Source organism: Microcoleus sp. B4-C1 (assembly GCF_036705285.1).
Classification (GTDB): Bacteria; Cyanobacteriota; Cyanobacteriia; order Cyanobacteriales; family Microcoleaceae; genus Microcoleus.
Genome location: NZ_JAUBUC010000022.1, coordinates 20,890 through 37,397, shown reverse-complemented (window position 1 = coordinate 37,397; position 16,508 = coordinate 20,890). Strand labels below are relative to the sequence as shown.

Annotated in this window: 9 protein-coding genes, 1 other RNA gene and 1 pseudogene; 6 read left to right on the top strand and 5 right to left on the bottom strand. The window is 43.6% G+C overall.

Features of this window, described 5'->3' with window-relative positions:
* Positions 1-121: 121 nt before the first annotated feature.
* Complete coding sequence (locus tag QUB26_RS11480) at positions 122-1,108, bottom strand: AEC family transporter (RefSeq protein WP_333318032.1); 987 nt, start codon at positions 1,106-1,108, stop codon at positions 122-124.
* A 254-nt stretch (positions 1,109-1,362) separates the two neighbouring features.
* On the opposite strand from QUB26_RS11480, the gene QUB26_RS11475 reads away from it, so the two are divergent.
* Together QUB26_RS11475 and QUB26_RS11470 are read left to right on the top strand one after the other, a co-directional pair.
* Positions 1,363-3,894, top strand: coding sequence for a vWA domain-containing protein (locus QUB26_RS11475; RefSeq protein ID WP_333239996.1), 2,532 nt, complete (start codon positions 1,363-1,365; stop codon positions 3,892-3,894).
* Between the two features lie 428 nt (positions 3,895-4,322).
* Positions 4,323-4,457, top strand: a pseudogene (locus QUB26_RS11470) (IS630 family transposase); the annotation flags it as partial.
* Positions 4,458-4,530: 73 nt separating this feature from the next.
* Here QUB26_RS11470 and ssrS read toward each other — a convergent pair.
* Both ssrS and QUB26_RS11460 read right to left on the bottom strand, forming a co-directional pair.
* Positions 4,531-4,718: non-coding RNA, 6S RNA (gene ssrS, locus QUB26_RS11465), on the bottom strand.
* A gap of 50 nt (positions 4,719-4,768) precedes the next feature.
* Complete coding sequence (locus tag QUB26_RS11460) at positions 4,769-6,031, bottom strand: 5-(carboxyamino)imidazole ribonucleotide synthase (RefSeq protein WP_333239998.1); 1,263 nt, start codon at positions 6,029-6,031, stop codon at positions 4,769-4,771.
* 338 nt (positions 6,032-6,369) lie between these two features.
* Between QUB26_RS11460 and purD the strand changes: the two genes are divergently transcribed.
* Complete coding sequence (gene purD, locus QUB26_RS11455; RefSeq protein ID WP_333240000.1) at positions 6,370-7,650, top strand: phosphoribosylamine--glycine ligase; 1,281 nt, start codon at positions 6,370-6,372, stop codon at positions 7,648-7,650.
* Positions 7,651-7,820: 170 nt separating this feature from the next.
* Complete coding sequence (locus tag QUB26_RS11450; RefSeq protein ID WP_333318030.1) at positions 7,821-9,986, top strand: ATP-binding protein; 2,166 nt, start codon at positions 7,821-7,823, stop codon at positions 9,984-9,986.
* A gap of 120 nt (positions 9,987-10,106) precedes the next feature.
* Here QUB26_RS11450 and QUB26_RS11445 read toward each other — a convergent pair whose 3' ends face one another.
* Positions 10,107-11,462: an O-antigen ligase family protein gene (locus QUB26_RS11445; RefSeq protein WP_333318028.1), complete on the bottom strand. Its 1,356-nt coding sequence runs from the start codon at positions 11,460-11,462 to the stop codon at positions 10,107-10,109.
* A gap of 33 nt (positions 11,463-11,495) precedes the next feature.
* On the opposite strand from QUB26_RS11445, the gene QUB26_RS11440 reads away from it, so the two are divergent.
* Both QUB26_RS11440 and QUB26_RS11435 read left to right on the top strand, forming a co-directional pair.
* Positions 11,496-12,926 carry an SLBB domain-containing protein gene (locus QUB26_RS11440; protein WP_333240006.1) on the top strand — a complete coding sequence of 477 codons (1,431 nt, stop codon included), beginning with the start codon at positions 11,496-11,498 and terminating at the stop codon, positions 12,924-12,926.
* 21 nt (positions 12,927-12,947) lie between these two features.
* On the top strand, positions 12,948-15,179 hold the full coding sequence (locus tag QUB26_RS11435) for a polysaccharide biosynthesis tyrosine autokinase (RefSeq protein ID WP_333240008.1): 2,232 nt from the start codon (positions 12,948-12,950) through the stop codon (positions 15,177-15,179).
* 351 nt (positions 15,180-15,530) lie between these two features.
* On the opposite strand, the gene QUB26_RS11430 is transcribed toward QUB26_RS11435, so the two are convergent.
* A complete protein-coding gene (locus QUB26_RS11430) occupies positions 15,531-16,430 on the bottom strand; it encodes a S1 RNA-binding domain-containing protein (protein ID WP_333053701.1) in 900 nt (299 codons plus the stop codon).
* Between the last annotated feature and the right edge of the window lie 78 nt (positions 16,431-16,508).

Here is a 16,508-nt window from a genome sequence, read left to right as displayed (position 1 = left end):
CTATGCCCTATGCCCTCGATCGGAGAACACCTCATTTTACTGAGAAAGACTATATATCGTTCAATGTTTGTGATGGGGATCACTAAAATAATAAAATTTTCAAGCTGAGCAATTCCTATTTTTAGTAAAAATTAAATAGCCTCATCCATAGGGGAATAGTGAATAATAAACTAACGCAGCCGATGCCGATCGCAGTTACGGCTAATTCGCGATCGAGATTGAAAGCTTCGGCCAGCAATGTAGTACCAAAAGCAGGAGGCATTGCCATTTGCAACACGAGCACAAGTCGCGGCGCGCCCGCGATGCCAAAAAACGTTAATCCCGTGCCAATTACCAAGGGAATAAACAGCATTTTAATCGCCAGACAAGCCAAAACTGGTTTGAGGTTGTGCAAGGAATTCAACTTGCTCAACTGCATCCCGATCGTAATTAAAGCTAAAGTAATTACAGTCCAAGCGCCTGTTGTTAACAATTCTGCGATTTGTGCCGACAGCGGCAAGCTGCGCGAGATAAATCCTAGACCAAAAGCCCACAGTGCCGGATTCTGAAAGATTGCCTGCAGGGGTGTTAACCAACCCTGACGGCGATCGCTTTTACCGCAGTGAGAAGCAATAGCAACTCCCAGTATATTCATTCCCATCGTAGTGCCTAGCAAGTCGTAAAACAACGCCCAGGCAAAGTGTTCCGAACCTAATAAGGACAAGGTGACGGGAATGCCTAAAAAACCCGTATTACCCAGCATCGTTGCCAATAAAAAGCTGCCTTGAGTGGGCAAACTCCAAGCGCTGGTGTGTTCCGGGCTATTTTGGGCCGGATTAAGAGTCTTGAAACGTTCCTCACCGACACCAAAATTTATCAAAATCCCAGCGAGTCCTCCACCTGCTAGAATTGCCGCCCAAGCTATCAGCGGCGCCATCCAAATAGCGCCCGACAAATTGGCGCGGCGGATGAAAGCAACAATGCTCAATGGCGTCCCAAAGAAGAAAAGAAACTTGGCTAAATATGTAGAATAGCTTCTTGGTAGCAGGCGGCCGAGAATGAATCCCAACGTCACCCATCCGATCAGATTTATATAAAGTTTGAGCAGCGGATTTTCTAAATAAACCATGCTTGGCTAAATATTTTAGGACTGGCGCCGATAGTTAGAAACCGGGTTTTTTTACGAAAATATTTCGTTGTTACCCGCAGATTCGGTAAAAAACCCGGTTTCTGTGGCCTTGATGCACATCCACTACTTTTGGCAACCTTTGCTAAATATTAATGCTTATTCAGCTTTGCACATAATTTTCCACACAGGCCTTGACATCTACAGAAGCGCGTGTCATGATTAAGTTGATGAATAAGTCAACATAGGTGAAAACTATGGCACGGCAAGCAAAACAATCATCTCAAGTCAAACGTTCCAGCAGCCAAGCAGCCTCCAATACTCGCACCAAGTTTACCCTCTACAATTTTGCCGGAAACGCCAAGGCATTCTATCTAGTCGATCGCATTAATTTAGAAAGAACACCAGGCGATATCCCAGAAAAATCCGTCGCTCACAGCATCATCATCATCGACCGTTCCGGCTCAATGTGTTATGAGTTAGAACCGCTGAAAGAAACCCTAATCAAGCTTTTGACCTTAGACGAATACAACAATTACCAGCTAATTGTCAGCCTGATTTCCTATGCTAGCAATGGGGACGTAATTTGTCATTTCCAGCGAATTCCCATTCAAGAAGTGCTGAAGTTTGACTCTCAATACATCAAAGAAATTCAAAAAATCCACACGGCTGGCTATACCTGCATATCGCAGTCGATGGAACTCGCTAAATCTCTGGTTAAAGCGGGAGAAATGACAGCGATCAATTTGCACACAGACGGCTATGCAAATGACCCCAGTGCTAATTCCGAAGCTACAAAACTAGGGGAAATTTGCGAAGAACTCAAAGACATGGATGTGTTTGCCAACACCATATCCTATGCCTCTGCTGACTTCAAACTTCTCTCCAAAATCGCCAACACATTATCGGGAAATTGCATCCGCGCGGGCGAAGTTAAAATGGTTTATGATGCTCTTTACGACAGCACAAAACTGTTAGGCAGTTCCGTTGCACCGCCGCTGGAAGAACCGTTAATTAAGGAATATGATTATCAAGTTTTTGTTTCCAAAAGTGGCAAGAAAATCAACGGTTCATCGAGTACGCTGAAAATCTGCGGGCTGAAAGCAGACGATCGCGGACTGTTTTACAAATATCAGAAAGTCGCCAAAGATGAGTATGACAAATTAGATGTTCCCGTTGCTCAAACTGATGAGTCGGTGTTGGCTTTTGCGAAAGCTAACCTCGCTGACGGCAATTTAAATACGGCTAAGTATGCGCTGGCGAGCACCTTCGACGCTACTTTGACGGAAAAACACGCGAAAGCTTTGACAAATGCCCAAATAGCCGAGTTTACGGAAGATTTGGAAGAGGCTGTTTTTGCGCCTGATGTGTTGAAAAATCATGAAATTGGCGATCGGGTAAAAGTCAGCGATAAAATTTCCCTGCTGGAGTTAATCAAGATATTGGAGGAAAACAGCAACAGCATCATCATCAACTTGAAACACTTGCAAGAAAATTATCAGCGAAAAGGTTTAAAGCGAATTGAAGGAAAGCGAGACGAAAACGGCAACCTTGTCAAGCCTTGGCTGAAAACTGAATTCTTAGATGGTGGCGAATACGTGCAAATGGGTTCATTTGCCATCAATCAAAATACCGCTACCATCAATATGCTGATTACCCGAAAAGCTAAGCTGGTAAAAGTTGAGGATGAAACTTTAATCGCCGAAGTGGCGGGAATTCTAGTTACAGACCTCAATACTTTCAACAATTATACCATTGTCAGCGACGGCGAAGTTAATATTAAGTCGCTGCGAACCAAAATCAGCAGCAAACCTGTGTTTGATTTGCTCAAAAAATGCGGTCTCCTTGAAAAAGACGGTTCGCCCGTGCAAGAATTTGACTTCCGTTCCGAGTACGATATTAAGTTAGAGACTTTGCCCCTCGTGCCTTTTGACGGGCGTTACGGCAGCCTTGACGGAGTGTTTGAGGAACTAGCAGAAATCAAAATTCTCTCTAGCATTCTCTCGGCTCATTTGAAGGAGGAATCCGAGGCTTACACTGCGGAACAATTGGAAGAATTGAAACAGCATTATCTGTCAAAAAGCCTTTACATCAACTTTCCGACGACGACAGAATACACGGAATTAAAAAGTGCGATCGCCAACGGTTCAGTAGATTCGCGAGTCAGCTACAAAATCGACATCGGCAGCAAAAACATTCTCAACTTCGGCAAGTTGCACTCGGCCAACAAATTTCTCGATCGCCTTTATGAAGTTTACCACAAAAACACGGGCGAAAAGCTAGCAAAACCGACATTTGACATCACCTTAGATGAGCCTGTTGTCTTCGCACACAAAACGCTGTCATCCCGAACAAAAATCACCAAAGTTGACGACTTGATGAAACTGATTTTTGATGAGTTTTTGGGGTTGGAGGATAACGGAATTGTTAGCGCTACTTTAGCCAAAGTGGGTGCAGATAGTTTGCTGCGCCTTTTGCAAGCGAAATGGCAGGGAGAAGATGTCAAGCGAGACGAATTTGTCGCTGCTTTAGCTAATGCGAATGAGCGACTGGAAGCTTATGCTGAAAAAGCGTACAGGGAAAAAGTTTCACCGCTGGTTTTCTATATCGGTTCTACCGGACTTATCCCGGATGAAATGGAGGCAAAAGCGGCGACTGCTGAGGAAATTAATTCTAAATACGGCAACTTGCAATTTTCTAAGGATGAGCAAGAGGGGATGTTTTTTGAATTGGGAGATTGCATTATTAGCGTGTATGCTAAGAATGAGTATTTCACTGTAGGGAAGTAGGAATTAGGGTGGGCTTTTGCCCACCTTGGTTAAATATTTTTATTGGAAGGGCGATCGAGTCCACGCCGGAGATTTTGCTGAGAGTTGACCAAGAATTTCAAAGGTGGTACCCGCCACGTAATTTATCCGTGGAATCAATCCAAAATCTCAAATCTAAAATCCTCAAGCCCCCGAATTTATCCGTGGGTTCAATCCAAAATCCAAAATCTCAAATCTAAAATAGAATGACTGCTTTACTGCATCAGTTTGTGGAAATTATTAATAGGGCGATCGCAAGATGATTGGGAACATCTCAAATTTGCAAATAGACTGCTAAGCTGTCGCGCATTTAAATTGTATATTCAGGGCGGGCGGGACGCCCATCCCACAAGAACCATCACGCATTCTAAGTTATTTAATTCTCATTCCATATCCGTTATTTTTCGATAAAATATATTGCAAATCGACTTTTTATATCAATTGAATAGCTGGAGTATTTATTGCCTCGCCTCTTAAATGAAGGACAATTAATAATTAAATGGGGTCGCCAAATCAAAAACAAGGGTAATGCTTGTATAGTTTAAATATGCAACAGCTTATCTCAAAAAAAAATAGGCTAGCCATATTTCACAGCGCCTATCTCTATCCAAATTTTAATGGTTCCCCGCAACGCCGTCTTACCTCAGCTTTTGACCTGGTATTTTACCAGGTGGGTACCGTTGGCTCGGACTTAAAGTTTCTGGGTACAAGCCCAGTTTACTGCTGTCCAAACATCTTGATTCCCGAGAGTTAAGAGTTATAGATCAAAAAAACATTATTGGCAGTCACCAACGTCGCAGTAGAACCTTTATTAAATATATACCAACTAACCCGATTTTGGCAAGCTTTGAGCAATTTAACTTGCATACCAGATGGATTCTACGGTTTGAGCGATCGCCAGTGCTTGCGATCGCCCTTGAGCCACCAACTCCGCGTCGATCACAACTGTAACGTGACCGAGTTTGCGGCCCGGACGCGATACTTCCTTACCATACCAATGGACAAAAGCACCACTAATTTGTGCCAGTTGTTGTCTTTTTGCTAAATAATCGGACTGGGCAGACTCGTAGCCTAGCAAATTTACCATCACAGCGCCTGCACATTTCAGAGCCGAATTACCTAAAGGCAGTTGACAAACTGCGCGCAAATGCTGTTCAAATTGGGAAGTTTCGCAAGCATCGATCGTAAAATGTCCCGAGTTGTGAGTGCGGGGTGCAATTTCATTGACTAACAGCTTATTGTCGGCGGTTAAAAATAATTCAATGCCGAATACGCCGACAGCTTGCAAACTGTTGAGGAGAGTGCGGGCGATCGCACAAGCTTCATTTTTCACCTCTAAACTAATATCAGCGGGCGCAATCACCAGATGACAAACCTGATTTTGTTGCTGAGTTTCCACGATCGGATAAATCGCAATTTCCCCATTTGCCGATCGAGCTGCAATCACAGCCAATTCGCGATCGAACGGCACAAACTCTTCCAGTAGCAAAGACTGACCTTGGAGTGTAGCACGAATTGACTCAAAACTCCCCCGATCATTAACAATAAAAGTACCTTGGCCGTCATAACCGTGGCGGCGAACTTTGACCACAAAGGGAAAGTCGATCGATCCAGCATCCGAGTCTCCTGCAATCTGCACGCTGTCGGAAACAGAAATTGCCGGAAAGTCGATCGTCACCGAATCAAACAATTCCGGGGGCAAATCCGCGCTGCAATCCCATTCCCAAAACCTCGGAGTTGGCAAACCCAAACCTTGTAAATAACAGCGCTGAACGTACTTATCCAACAAAGGAGAAAGCGACGACAAACTCGGCTGAAATAACACACCTTGCCGCTCTAGCGGCCGCAAACCATCCAAATCCACAAACTCATTTTCAAAAGTAATAACATCGCAGTCATCCGCCAATTGAGCCGTAGCCAAAACATCATCAACAGCAGCCAAAACAGCACCAGCAGCAACAGAAACTGCCGGGTCAGTAGCATGGGGAGTTTGTACTACCAATTCAATACCGATCCCCCTAGCAGCATCCCCCATCATCGAAGCTAGCTGGCCGCCACCGACAACGCCCACCCGCTTAAATTTGGCAGACGAACTAGCAGCGGTTTTATTTGATTTCATGTGAGTAAAATTCCCCAGAGTCAACCTGCCTATCTTATCGCTATTTGGCCCTGGTTCAATTACAGTAATTGCAGAGTTAAAAGCCAAAAAATAGTTTGAATTGCAGGATTAAATCGAGGCAGAACCTAGAAAAATTGGACGGCTAAAGTCTTTAATTATTGCACGCTCCCAGCCATTGAGAAACCGCAGTCGAACCTCACTCCTCCAGAAAAGTGCCACATCTAGCAATTCCCTAGCGCCAAGCATGGCATAATTGACAGCACTGCAAAAAGCAGATAGACAGACGCCAACACTGAAAATCAGACATTCAGGGAACACAATTTATAGGTGAGGATACTGTGAAAGTTTTAGTTGTGGGAAACGGAGGTCGCGAACACGCGATCGCAAAAAAACTGCTAGAATCTACGCGGATTAAACAAGTATTCTGCGTACCGGGCAACGGCGGCACAGCTACCACCCCAGGCTGTCAAAATCTGTCGCTCAACATCGACGACTTCCAAGGCATCGAACGCTTTGTGATGGTCAACAACATCGGATTAGTCATCGTCGGCCCCGAATTGCCCCTATCCCTAGGCATCGCCGACTATTTCCAACAGCGAAAAATGATGATTTTCGGCCCCACCAAAGCCGGCGCCCAAATTGAATCCAGCAAATCCTGGGCCAAAGAATTGATGCTCGAAGCAGGCATCCCCACACCCAAAGCTGCCGTATTTACAGACGCAGAAGCAGCCAAAGCATACGTTCTGGAACAAGGAACCCCAATAGTCATTAAAGCAGACGGACTCGCATCAGGCAAAGGAGTCACCGTTGCCACCACCGTCAAAATGGCTCACAGCGCCATCAACACCATTTTCCGAGGCGAATTCGGCACCGACAACATCCGAGTCGTCGTCGAAGAATTTTTAACAGGTCAAGAAGTCTCGATTCTCGCCCTCACCGACGGCATCACAGTGGAACCTTTGCTGCCGGCCCAAGACCACAAAGCTATCGGCGAAGGCGACAAGGGAGCCAACACCGGCGGTATGGGAGCCTACGCCCCAGCGCCCATCGTCACCCCGGAACTCATGGAAAGGATTCAAGAAGAAATTCTCGAACCCACCCTCGCCGCACTGCAAAAACGCAAAATCGACTACCGGGGTGTACTCTACGCAGGTTTAATGATTACGCCAGAAGGAGAACCCACAGTCTTAGAATTCAACTGCCGTTTCGGAGACCCCGAAACTCAAGCGGTTTTGTCACTGCTGGAAACTCCTTTGGAAGATTTGGTGCTGGCCTGCTGTCAGCAGCGTCTCGGTGAATATTCTATTCGCTGGAAGTCGGGGGCATCTGTTTGCGTAGTTTTGGCTTCTGGGGGCTATCCTGGAAGTTATCAAAAAGGCAAAGTTATTACAGGTATCGAGGAAGCTGAAGCCAAAGGAGCAGAAGTCTTTCACGCCGGCACCCAGTTGAAGCACCAGCAGTTGGTGAGCGACGGCGGCCGGGTTTTGGGCGTCACCGCAGCGGGAGAAACTTTGGAACAAGCTATCTCCACAGCTTATGCAGCAGTTGATTGCATCCAATTTGAAGGCGTCTACTGCCGTCGGGACATCGGTCGCCGAGCTCTGGGCGATAAAAATTAGGAATTGCGACATCGACCGCCATCCGAAAGCCAAGCAATCTCAATGTAGAAATGTAACAATGAAGTTTGGTATCTCTGCGGTGGCGGTAGCGGACAAGTCGCATCAGAAAATTTTATCTGAAGCCAACTGAATTTATCTTGCTTTTAATATTGAACGGGTGAACTGGTGAAATGCTGGCCATACTAAACAAAATCGGAGAAATTATTGCCCGCTGGTGGTCGGATTTTACCCTCCAGACCCGCCTGATGGCCGCTGCTACCCTCGTAGTGTCGTTAATTATGAGTGGCCTGACATTCTGGGCCGTGAATACTATCCAGCAAGACGCCCGACTTAACGATACTCGTTACGGCCGAGACCTGGGCCTGCTGTTGGCGGCAAATGTGGCGCCGCTGATTGCCCAAAACGATCGCTCCGAAGTCGCCCGCTTTTCCCGCCAATTTTACAGCAGCACCTCCAGCGTCCGCTATATGCTTTACGCAGACGAAGCGGGAGATATTTTCCTGGGGATACCCTTTTCGGAATCCGAGGTGGAGACTTCCCTGACACTGCGCCGCCAGATCAAACTTCCCGATAATTTTCTCGCCGATATTGAGGCGAGAAATTTAACTTCTTTGCCTTTGGTACGGCAGCATTTGACGCCCGATGGAGAAGTTACCGATGTATTTGTGCCGTTAATTCATGAAGACAAATATTTGGGAGTTTTGGCGATCGGCATTAACCCAAATCCCGCAGCAGTTATCTCTTCAAATCTGACTAGGGATGTCACTTTAGCAGTATTTGTGACAATTTGGGTAATGGTAATTTTGGGAGCTGTATTTAATGCCCTGACAATTACTCAGCCGATCAAACAATTAGTCTTCGGGGTCAAAAACATTGCCAGCGGGAATTTTAAGCAGCGAGTTGACCTGCCTTTAGGGGGAGAATTGGGCGAGTTAATTGGCAGTTTTAATGAAATGGCCCAGAAACTCGAAAGTTATGAAGAACAAAATATTGAAGAACTGACAGCGGAAAAAGCTAAGTTAGAAACTTTGGTATCAACGATTGCTGATGGCGCGCTTTTATTAGACGCAAATTTGCAGGTGATTTTAGTTAATCCGACGGGGATGCGGATTTTTGGATGGGAAGGCAAAAATGCGCTCGGAGTAAATGTTCTCAACATTTTGCCTTCGGAAGTGCAGCAGGAGTTGGCTAGACCTTTGCAGGAAATAGCTGCGGGCGATCGCGACGGCGGCGAATTTCGCATCTCGATGAGCGAACCAGTTAACCGTACAATTCGCATTGTTTTAACTACAGTCATTCTGCACAAAGCGCCCGGTGCCGAACCGCTGTGCAAAAGCTGCATCCGCCATGAGGAAGATACCTGTACCGAACCACAACGCCCGCTAGCTGTAGAGTGTACTTTCTACGAGCAAACCTCCAAGCATCAAGGTTCAGGAAATTACCGAGAAAGTCTCAAAGGCATTGCAATGACAGTGCAGGACATTACTCGCGAAGTAGAACTAAATGAGGCTAAAAGCAATTTTATCAGCAATGTTTCTCACGAATTGAGAACGCCTTTATTTAATATCAAATCTTTTATCGAGACTCTCCACGAGTACGGAGAAGACCTTCTAGAAAGCGAGCGCAGGGAATTCCTAGAAATTGCCAATCGAGAAACCGATCGACTAACTCGTTTAGTTAACGACGTGTTAGACTTGTCGCGACTGGAATCCTGCCGAGTTTATCACTTGGAGGCGGTTGACCTCCCGCAAGCTGTCGAACAAACCCTGCGGACTTATCAGTTAAATGCTAAGGATAAAGGCATTGAATTAGAGCAAGAAGTTGACCCGTATTTGCCACCTGCTTTAGGTCATTACGATTTGCTGCTGCAAGTATTTGCAAATTTAGTAGGAAATGCCTTAAAATTTACTCAGTCCGGCGGCAAGGTGGCAATTCGAGCGTATTTGCTAGAGCCGGAGGCGTCCACTCACAAAGACGGTCAATCCCTCAACCAAAACTTGTCACCGGATGCCAAACATTTTCCGGTAGTGCGGATCGAAATTTCTGATACGGGAATTGGCATAGATCCTGAAGACCAACAAGCAATCTTCGATCGCTTTTTCCGGGTAGAAAACCGAGTACACACTTTAGAAGGAACGGGATTAGGTCTTTCTATTGTCAGAAACATTATTGACAAGCACCACACTAAAATTAATTTAGTTAGCGAAGTTAATGTGGGTACGACTTTCTGGTTCGACTTGGCAGTTTATCAGCCGAAACAAACACTAGAGATGGAAAATTCTTGGCCAGTGGAAGCCACGGTGGAGAGTGAAACAATTGCGAGTCATATTAAGTAAGCCCACTTAATTAAACGTAAAACGCGATCGGTGTTAAAGCCCCGACTTCTTTAAGAAGTGGGGGAGATGCCTATTCTTTGTAAAGATTCTCCTAATAGGCCTGACCAAACGCTGACATCATCAGTGTGGATTATCCTTAGCTGTCCTATCTAAGCTCAATTTTACCGATAAAACTACATACCAACACCAATAAGTACCAACCCCCAATAGTCCCCCCTCTGTCAAATTGGTCATTAGCATAAATGTTAATAAATACAAAGGCAAACCTGACTCTGGAAAAGTTCCTTTAACTAGGTACTTTATACCTCTAAATATATTATTCAAGAATGACCCAATAAACAACAAGAGTCCGGCCCAACCCAGTTCGCAAAGTATATCAATAAAACCATTGTGAGAGTGGGGTGGCACAAAACCAGTTTTAGCTACTACAATTCCGTAAGCGGGATTTTCCGAGCGACGCCACCACTGCCAAAATCCTTGTATTCCATAACCAAATATGGGATTGTTTTGATTAATTCGATCAATAATTAAAGGCCAAAAATCGGTTCTACCTGTTAAAGTCATATCTTTTTTCAAACCATCCACAATAATAGCCTCTAAATTATTTAATACCAAAATACTTATACCTATACTACCGACCAAAAATAAGATAAAGCAGAGAAAAGCCCATTTTACAGGTAATTTTTTTAAGAGGGCTAAATAACTCCACAAACTGATTAATACCACTGTCAAAATCCGACTAGCACCACTACAACCTTTTTGCAATCCTACTAAAGCTATTAAAGTTATAAATAATGATAAATATCGATACTTACGATCCTTAAAAGCATATAAAAGCCATAAAGAAGCTGTATTAGCCATTTGAAAAGAAAAAGGGTTTTTATGACCTAAAACTCCTGTCCAACAACCGTCCGGCGCTGCATTTGTTTTCACAAGTGACCATAAAGCTAATAAACCAGTTAGCCATCTCAATAATCCATAAATTTCTAACCAACTATACACTGTCCCTACATAAATAGAAGCCAGTGTTACTACCCAAATAGCAAAAATAGCCCTAAAAGTAATTTCAGGAGTTTGTGACCACAAGCCCGATAAAGTCATAATCAACAAAAACACACCTAAAAAAATGTCTCCTGCTATCCATTTAATGCACATAGAAACTGTTTTTTGGGTAGTTTTAGTTAAGCGGGGAAATAGCATTAATATCATGCCCCCATAAATGGCAATTTGAGCAATCATCGTTGGGGGTGTAGTTTCTAAGTTGTAGAAAACGTTAGGATGGAGTTTGGTAAAGGGCATTGCCGTGATCCCCGAACCACCAGTGATGGTAAAAAAAAGTATGCCCACAAAAATCTTTTCTAATGTGCCACTCAATTTCGGATGGCGTGCAGCTAAAATATAAATAGTCACAAACACGATAAGCGTTAAACACAATAGCATCAACGCAAACATCGGCATTCTTAAAATATCTTTCATGGCTTTACCTCTATCATAAATTTGTTACTACCTATGAAATGGCTTACTCTCCGTGCTTTACAACTGCCACTGCTGGCGCTCGTACTCACTCTCTCCTACCCTCAAACCAACCTCGCTCAGTCGCCAGCCCCCGCAACAAGTATTAATACTGATTACTATCTAGGTGGTGGAGACAATATTAAAATTGATATCTACGATCTGCCTCAGCTTAGTGGGGAGTATCAAATTCCCGCTGGGGGAGCTATTCAAATCCCCATTATTGGTAGTGTTTCCCTTCAAGGATTAACTTTAGAACAGGCAGCCCAAGTTATCACTAGAGCTTATGGTAAGGTCGTAAAAAGACCTTTAGTTACAATCAGCTTACAAGCTGCCCGCCCGCTTAATATTTGGTTATCGGGTGAAATAAGTCGTCCGGGCTCTTACTTATTACCCCTAGCTAATGGAGGTGGAACTAGACCATCGATTCAGTTTCCCACGCTTCCTCAAGCTTTAGAAAAAGCTGGGGGTATTCGAGCTAGCGCTGATATTCGACGAGTAATTGTGCGGCGTCGGCTTACGGCTAACAAAGAAATAACTATCACTTATAATCTGTGGGATTATTTACAAACTGGTCAGAGCAGCCAAGATATCACGTTGCGAGATGGAGATCAAATCTTGGTTCCCCCTCAAGAAACCATTAATTTAGCAGAAACAAATCAACTTAGTGAATCTAATTTTTCTATACCAGCAGATCAACCCCGTACTGTCTCAGTATTCGGAGAGGTGAAGCGTCCGGGTAGATATGTAGCCATTGGTGGTGATACCCGAAATGGTGAAAGAACCAGCGGACAACCGACCATCATTCGAGCTCTACAACTAGCTGGTGGCATAACATCAATCGCTGATATTCGGCAAATCCAACTCCAACGTTATACTAGAAGTGGCCAACAACAAATTAGAACTATTAACCTCTGGCAATATTTGCAAGAACAAGATACCTCTCAAGATACTATACTACAAGAAGGGGATATCATCTTTGTCCCGACAGCGACGGCGATCGACCCCGGAGAAGTTTCTGTTCTAGCTACTGCTAGCTTTGCTCCGGCGACTTTGCAAGTAAGTGTTATCGGAGAAGTCAATGCTCCGGGTGGACTCAAATTACCTCCTAATACTACCTTAAATCAAGCAATTATGAGTGCGGGAGGTTTTCGACCAAATCGCGCTAACTCTAGATATGTGGAACTGATCAGGCTAAATCCTAATGGCACGATATCTCGATCGCAAGTATCAATTAACTTTAATCAAGGAATCGACGCTCAAAGCAACCCACTGATTCAAGATAATGACATAATTATAGTGGCACGATCGAGGACTGCTATATTCGTAGACAACATTAATACTGTTTTCTCACCAGCTAGTAATATTATTGGTGGAATTCTCGTTCCCACCCGACTGATAGAGCTACTCAGACTATTCGGAAATTAGGAATTAAATAAGATTCTTGCTATGGATAAAAAACTGTTGTCTTCCATCAAAAATGACCTTAATGGTCAATATTTGTCTGCTCCCTCCGCTAATTACCTAGCTAGTACCCCAGCAGAGGATGACCAAGTTCTTGATATGAATTGGGTACTAGCTGTCATCAAACGTCGCCTTCTGGTGATGGGCATAGTAGCTGCCAGCATAGCTACTTTAAGCGGTAGTTTCGTGCTCAGGGCTGCCAAAAACTCTATTACTGAGTATGAAGGAAAATTCACAGTTTTAGCAGAACCGATTACGGCTGACGATCGGCTATCAAAACTATTGGTTCAAGCTCAAAATAACAGTTTAGGCATCACAGACTTGAACAAAATTAAATCATCAGCGGAAGACGGTTCCTCGGTGGATTATCAAAGTTTAGCGCGGGTTTTAAAAAGCCCAGAAGTGTTACTACCATTAGTCAATAAATTGCAAACAAAATATCCAAAGTTTGACTATAAAAGTCTCAGTAGCCGCTTGACTATCCAACGTATTACTTTCTTGCGAGATGGGAAGCAGGGTGGTACTAAACTCATAGATATTAGCTATCGCGATCGAGATCCAAAGCGCATCCAATATGTGCTGGATGAAACTGCAAAATATTACCTAGAATATATGGATAAAGAGCGTTTGAAAGTTAGCAAACAAAGTATTGATTTTATAGATCGACAACTGCCCCCACTCCAGCAGAGAGTCGATAAATTGCAACAAGAATTACAAATGTTAAGGCTTCAGTATAACTTTAATCAACCCGAACTACGCAGCCGCAGCCTATCAGATCAGCTCGATAATTTAACTAATCGTCGCCTAGAAGTGCAAGCACAACTGGCAGAAAGTAGGCTTCAATATGAAAGCTACAAAAAAAGAGCGTTAACGGGCGATAATCGTTGGATTATTGATATTAGCCCCAAATCCTATGAAAATTTAATTAGCAAAGTAAATGAAATAGAGTCGCAATTAGCTTTAAGCTCTACTCAATTTTATGAAAATAGCCTTCCCATTCAATCTTTGCGGGAAAAGCAGCAAAGTTTGCGTGATTTAATCAAAAAAGAAGCTGATATTGTCCTCTTGCAGATGCAATCACAACTAAAACAGTTGGAAGCTCGCGAGCGATTGATAACTAATAGCCAAAATTCACTGCAAGCAAAAATCACTCAAATGCCTCAAGCTCAACTTCGCTATGATGACATACAATTAAAACTAGAACTAGCTAAAGATAATCTCAAACTCTTCCTCGAAAAACAAAAAACTTTACAACTAGATGCTGGTCAAATTGATGGCTCTTGGCAAATTATATCTAAACCACAGTTAATCACAAACGAAAATGGTGATTTTTACCCAGTAACAGAAAAACCAACCCGTCGCCACCTAGCCATTGCGATCGTTATTAGCACTTTACTAGGCATTGCTATAGGTTTCCTAGTAGAAGTTTTAAATACTGTTTTCCATACTCCCGAAGAAATTAAATCAGCAACTAAACGCCCTATTTTGGGAGTCATTCCGATCGCCAAAGCGATGAAAATTAAATCTGGTCGAGGTGAACGTGTTCCAGCTAAATTCACTAGCGTAAGTTCAAATACTAACAGTGCAAGCTTAAAACGAATAATAGTTTCAAATTACAAAGATTTTCCTGTAGTCGAGGCATTTCACTACTTATACACAAATATTCAATTATTAAATGCTGAACACCCAATAAGTTCTTTAACCATCACTTCGACCATTAAAGGTGAGGGTAAGTCAACTGTAGCACTTTATTTAGCTAAAACTGCTTCTGCTGTTGGTAAACGAGTATTATTAGTGGATGCTAATATGCGTGTGCCTCAACTGCACACATATCTTGGCTTATCAAATATGAAAGGTTTAAGTAATGTTTTAAGTTCTGATTTAAGCTTAAATGAGGCTATTCAGCGATTACCCGACGATGACAATCTTTTTGTCCTGACTGCTGGTACTATTCCCTCAGACCCAATTACATTACTTTCTTCGAGAAAGATGCACTATTTAATGGAACAATTTCTAGCGTTATTTGATTTAGTGATTTACGATACGCCACCTTTAATTGGTTTAGCAGACGGCCATTTACTAGCGTCTCAAACTGATGGTACAGTGCTGATAGTAAAAATAGAAAAAACCGATCGCGGCATGGTAAGCAAAGCTTTAGATCAACTAAATGTAGCAGATTTTAAAGTATTGGGAGTAGTAGCTAATGGGGTTAAGTAACGAACGCTAAAAATGGAGTTAGATAGGGAAAGGAAGACGTAAGACTATTTGGGATTTTTGATGGGCGAGAGGTATTAACTTACTGGATAGGGGTTTGGAGTTAGCCTATATAGCAATCCTTGCAGGAGTCGTAAATTTTTTACCCCACCCCAACCCTCCCCTTGGTAAGGGGAGGGAGTAAGAAATTCCTAAATGATGCGACGATTGCTATAGTGGGATTCTTTTGGGAAACTGGTATAAGAAGTCGATGTAAAATGCAAAATAAGTAAATCAACTTAATTAAACGTAAAACGATCGCACTCTTAGAACCCCGACTTCTTAAAGAAGTCGGGGTGGTAATTAGATCAAGCCTTAAGAAAGAGTCTTTCTAGCACGTTCCGATCGCTCTTCAGCAGTCTCCATAACATCCGCCATCTTATCCACCATTTCCCCTGGGTAATTTTCTAGTACCCGCGTAGAAAGTGAAATTCGGCCACGACTTTCATCGAGGTCAAGCACGATCGCTTTCAGGGGTTGACCGGGAGCAAACACCTTGCCAAGGTTATCAATATATTTTTGGCTGACTTGCTTGATGTGCAGCAAACCGCTAACTCCTTCCAAGTCCACAAACACGCCAAAAGGCTTGATGCTGCTGACTTTTCCTTCCACCAACTGACCAATTTGCAAGTCCTTGAAAGCATTCGATTGAGTGGCCATCCGCTGGGAAAGTACGAGTTTTTCCCGTTCGCGATCGACCTCCAAGAAATTAACGCTCAAAGATTGACCGATCAGCGATTCTAGGTTATCGCGATCGACTAAGTGCGATCGGGGAATAAAGCCGCGCATTCCCTGAACATCTACAGTCACACCGCCCTTATTTGCGCCAGAAACCCGCACCTGAAGAACTTTACCGGTTTCTTGCAATTCGACTAAATCTTCCCAAGCTTGCTGAATTTGTAACTGGCGCAGAGACAAAGTAACTTGGCCATCTGCATCTTGTTCGCGGATAATCAAAAAGTCCCGTTCCTCGTCCAGCGGAACCACTTCCGACAAATCCGTTACTGTTCTCAAAGCAGCCTCTTCGATCGGCAAAAAAGCCGAAGACTTGCCGCCGATATCAACATACGCGCCGTTTGAGTCGTACTCGAACACTTTGCCGCGCACTACTTGTCCCTTCTGGAACTCATAATTGTGCTGTTCGAGGGCTTTAGCAAAATCATCCATTGAAAAGGATGGTTTTGCGCTTTGAGAACCTGTAGATTTGGAATTCATGTCAGTTTAGTTGTCAGTTGTCAGTAATTTAGTTGGCAGTCGTCAGTAGAAAAAAATTTCCCACTCTCCCCATCTCCC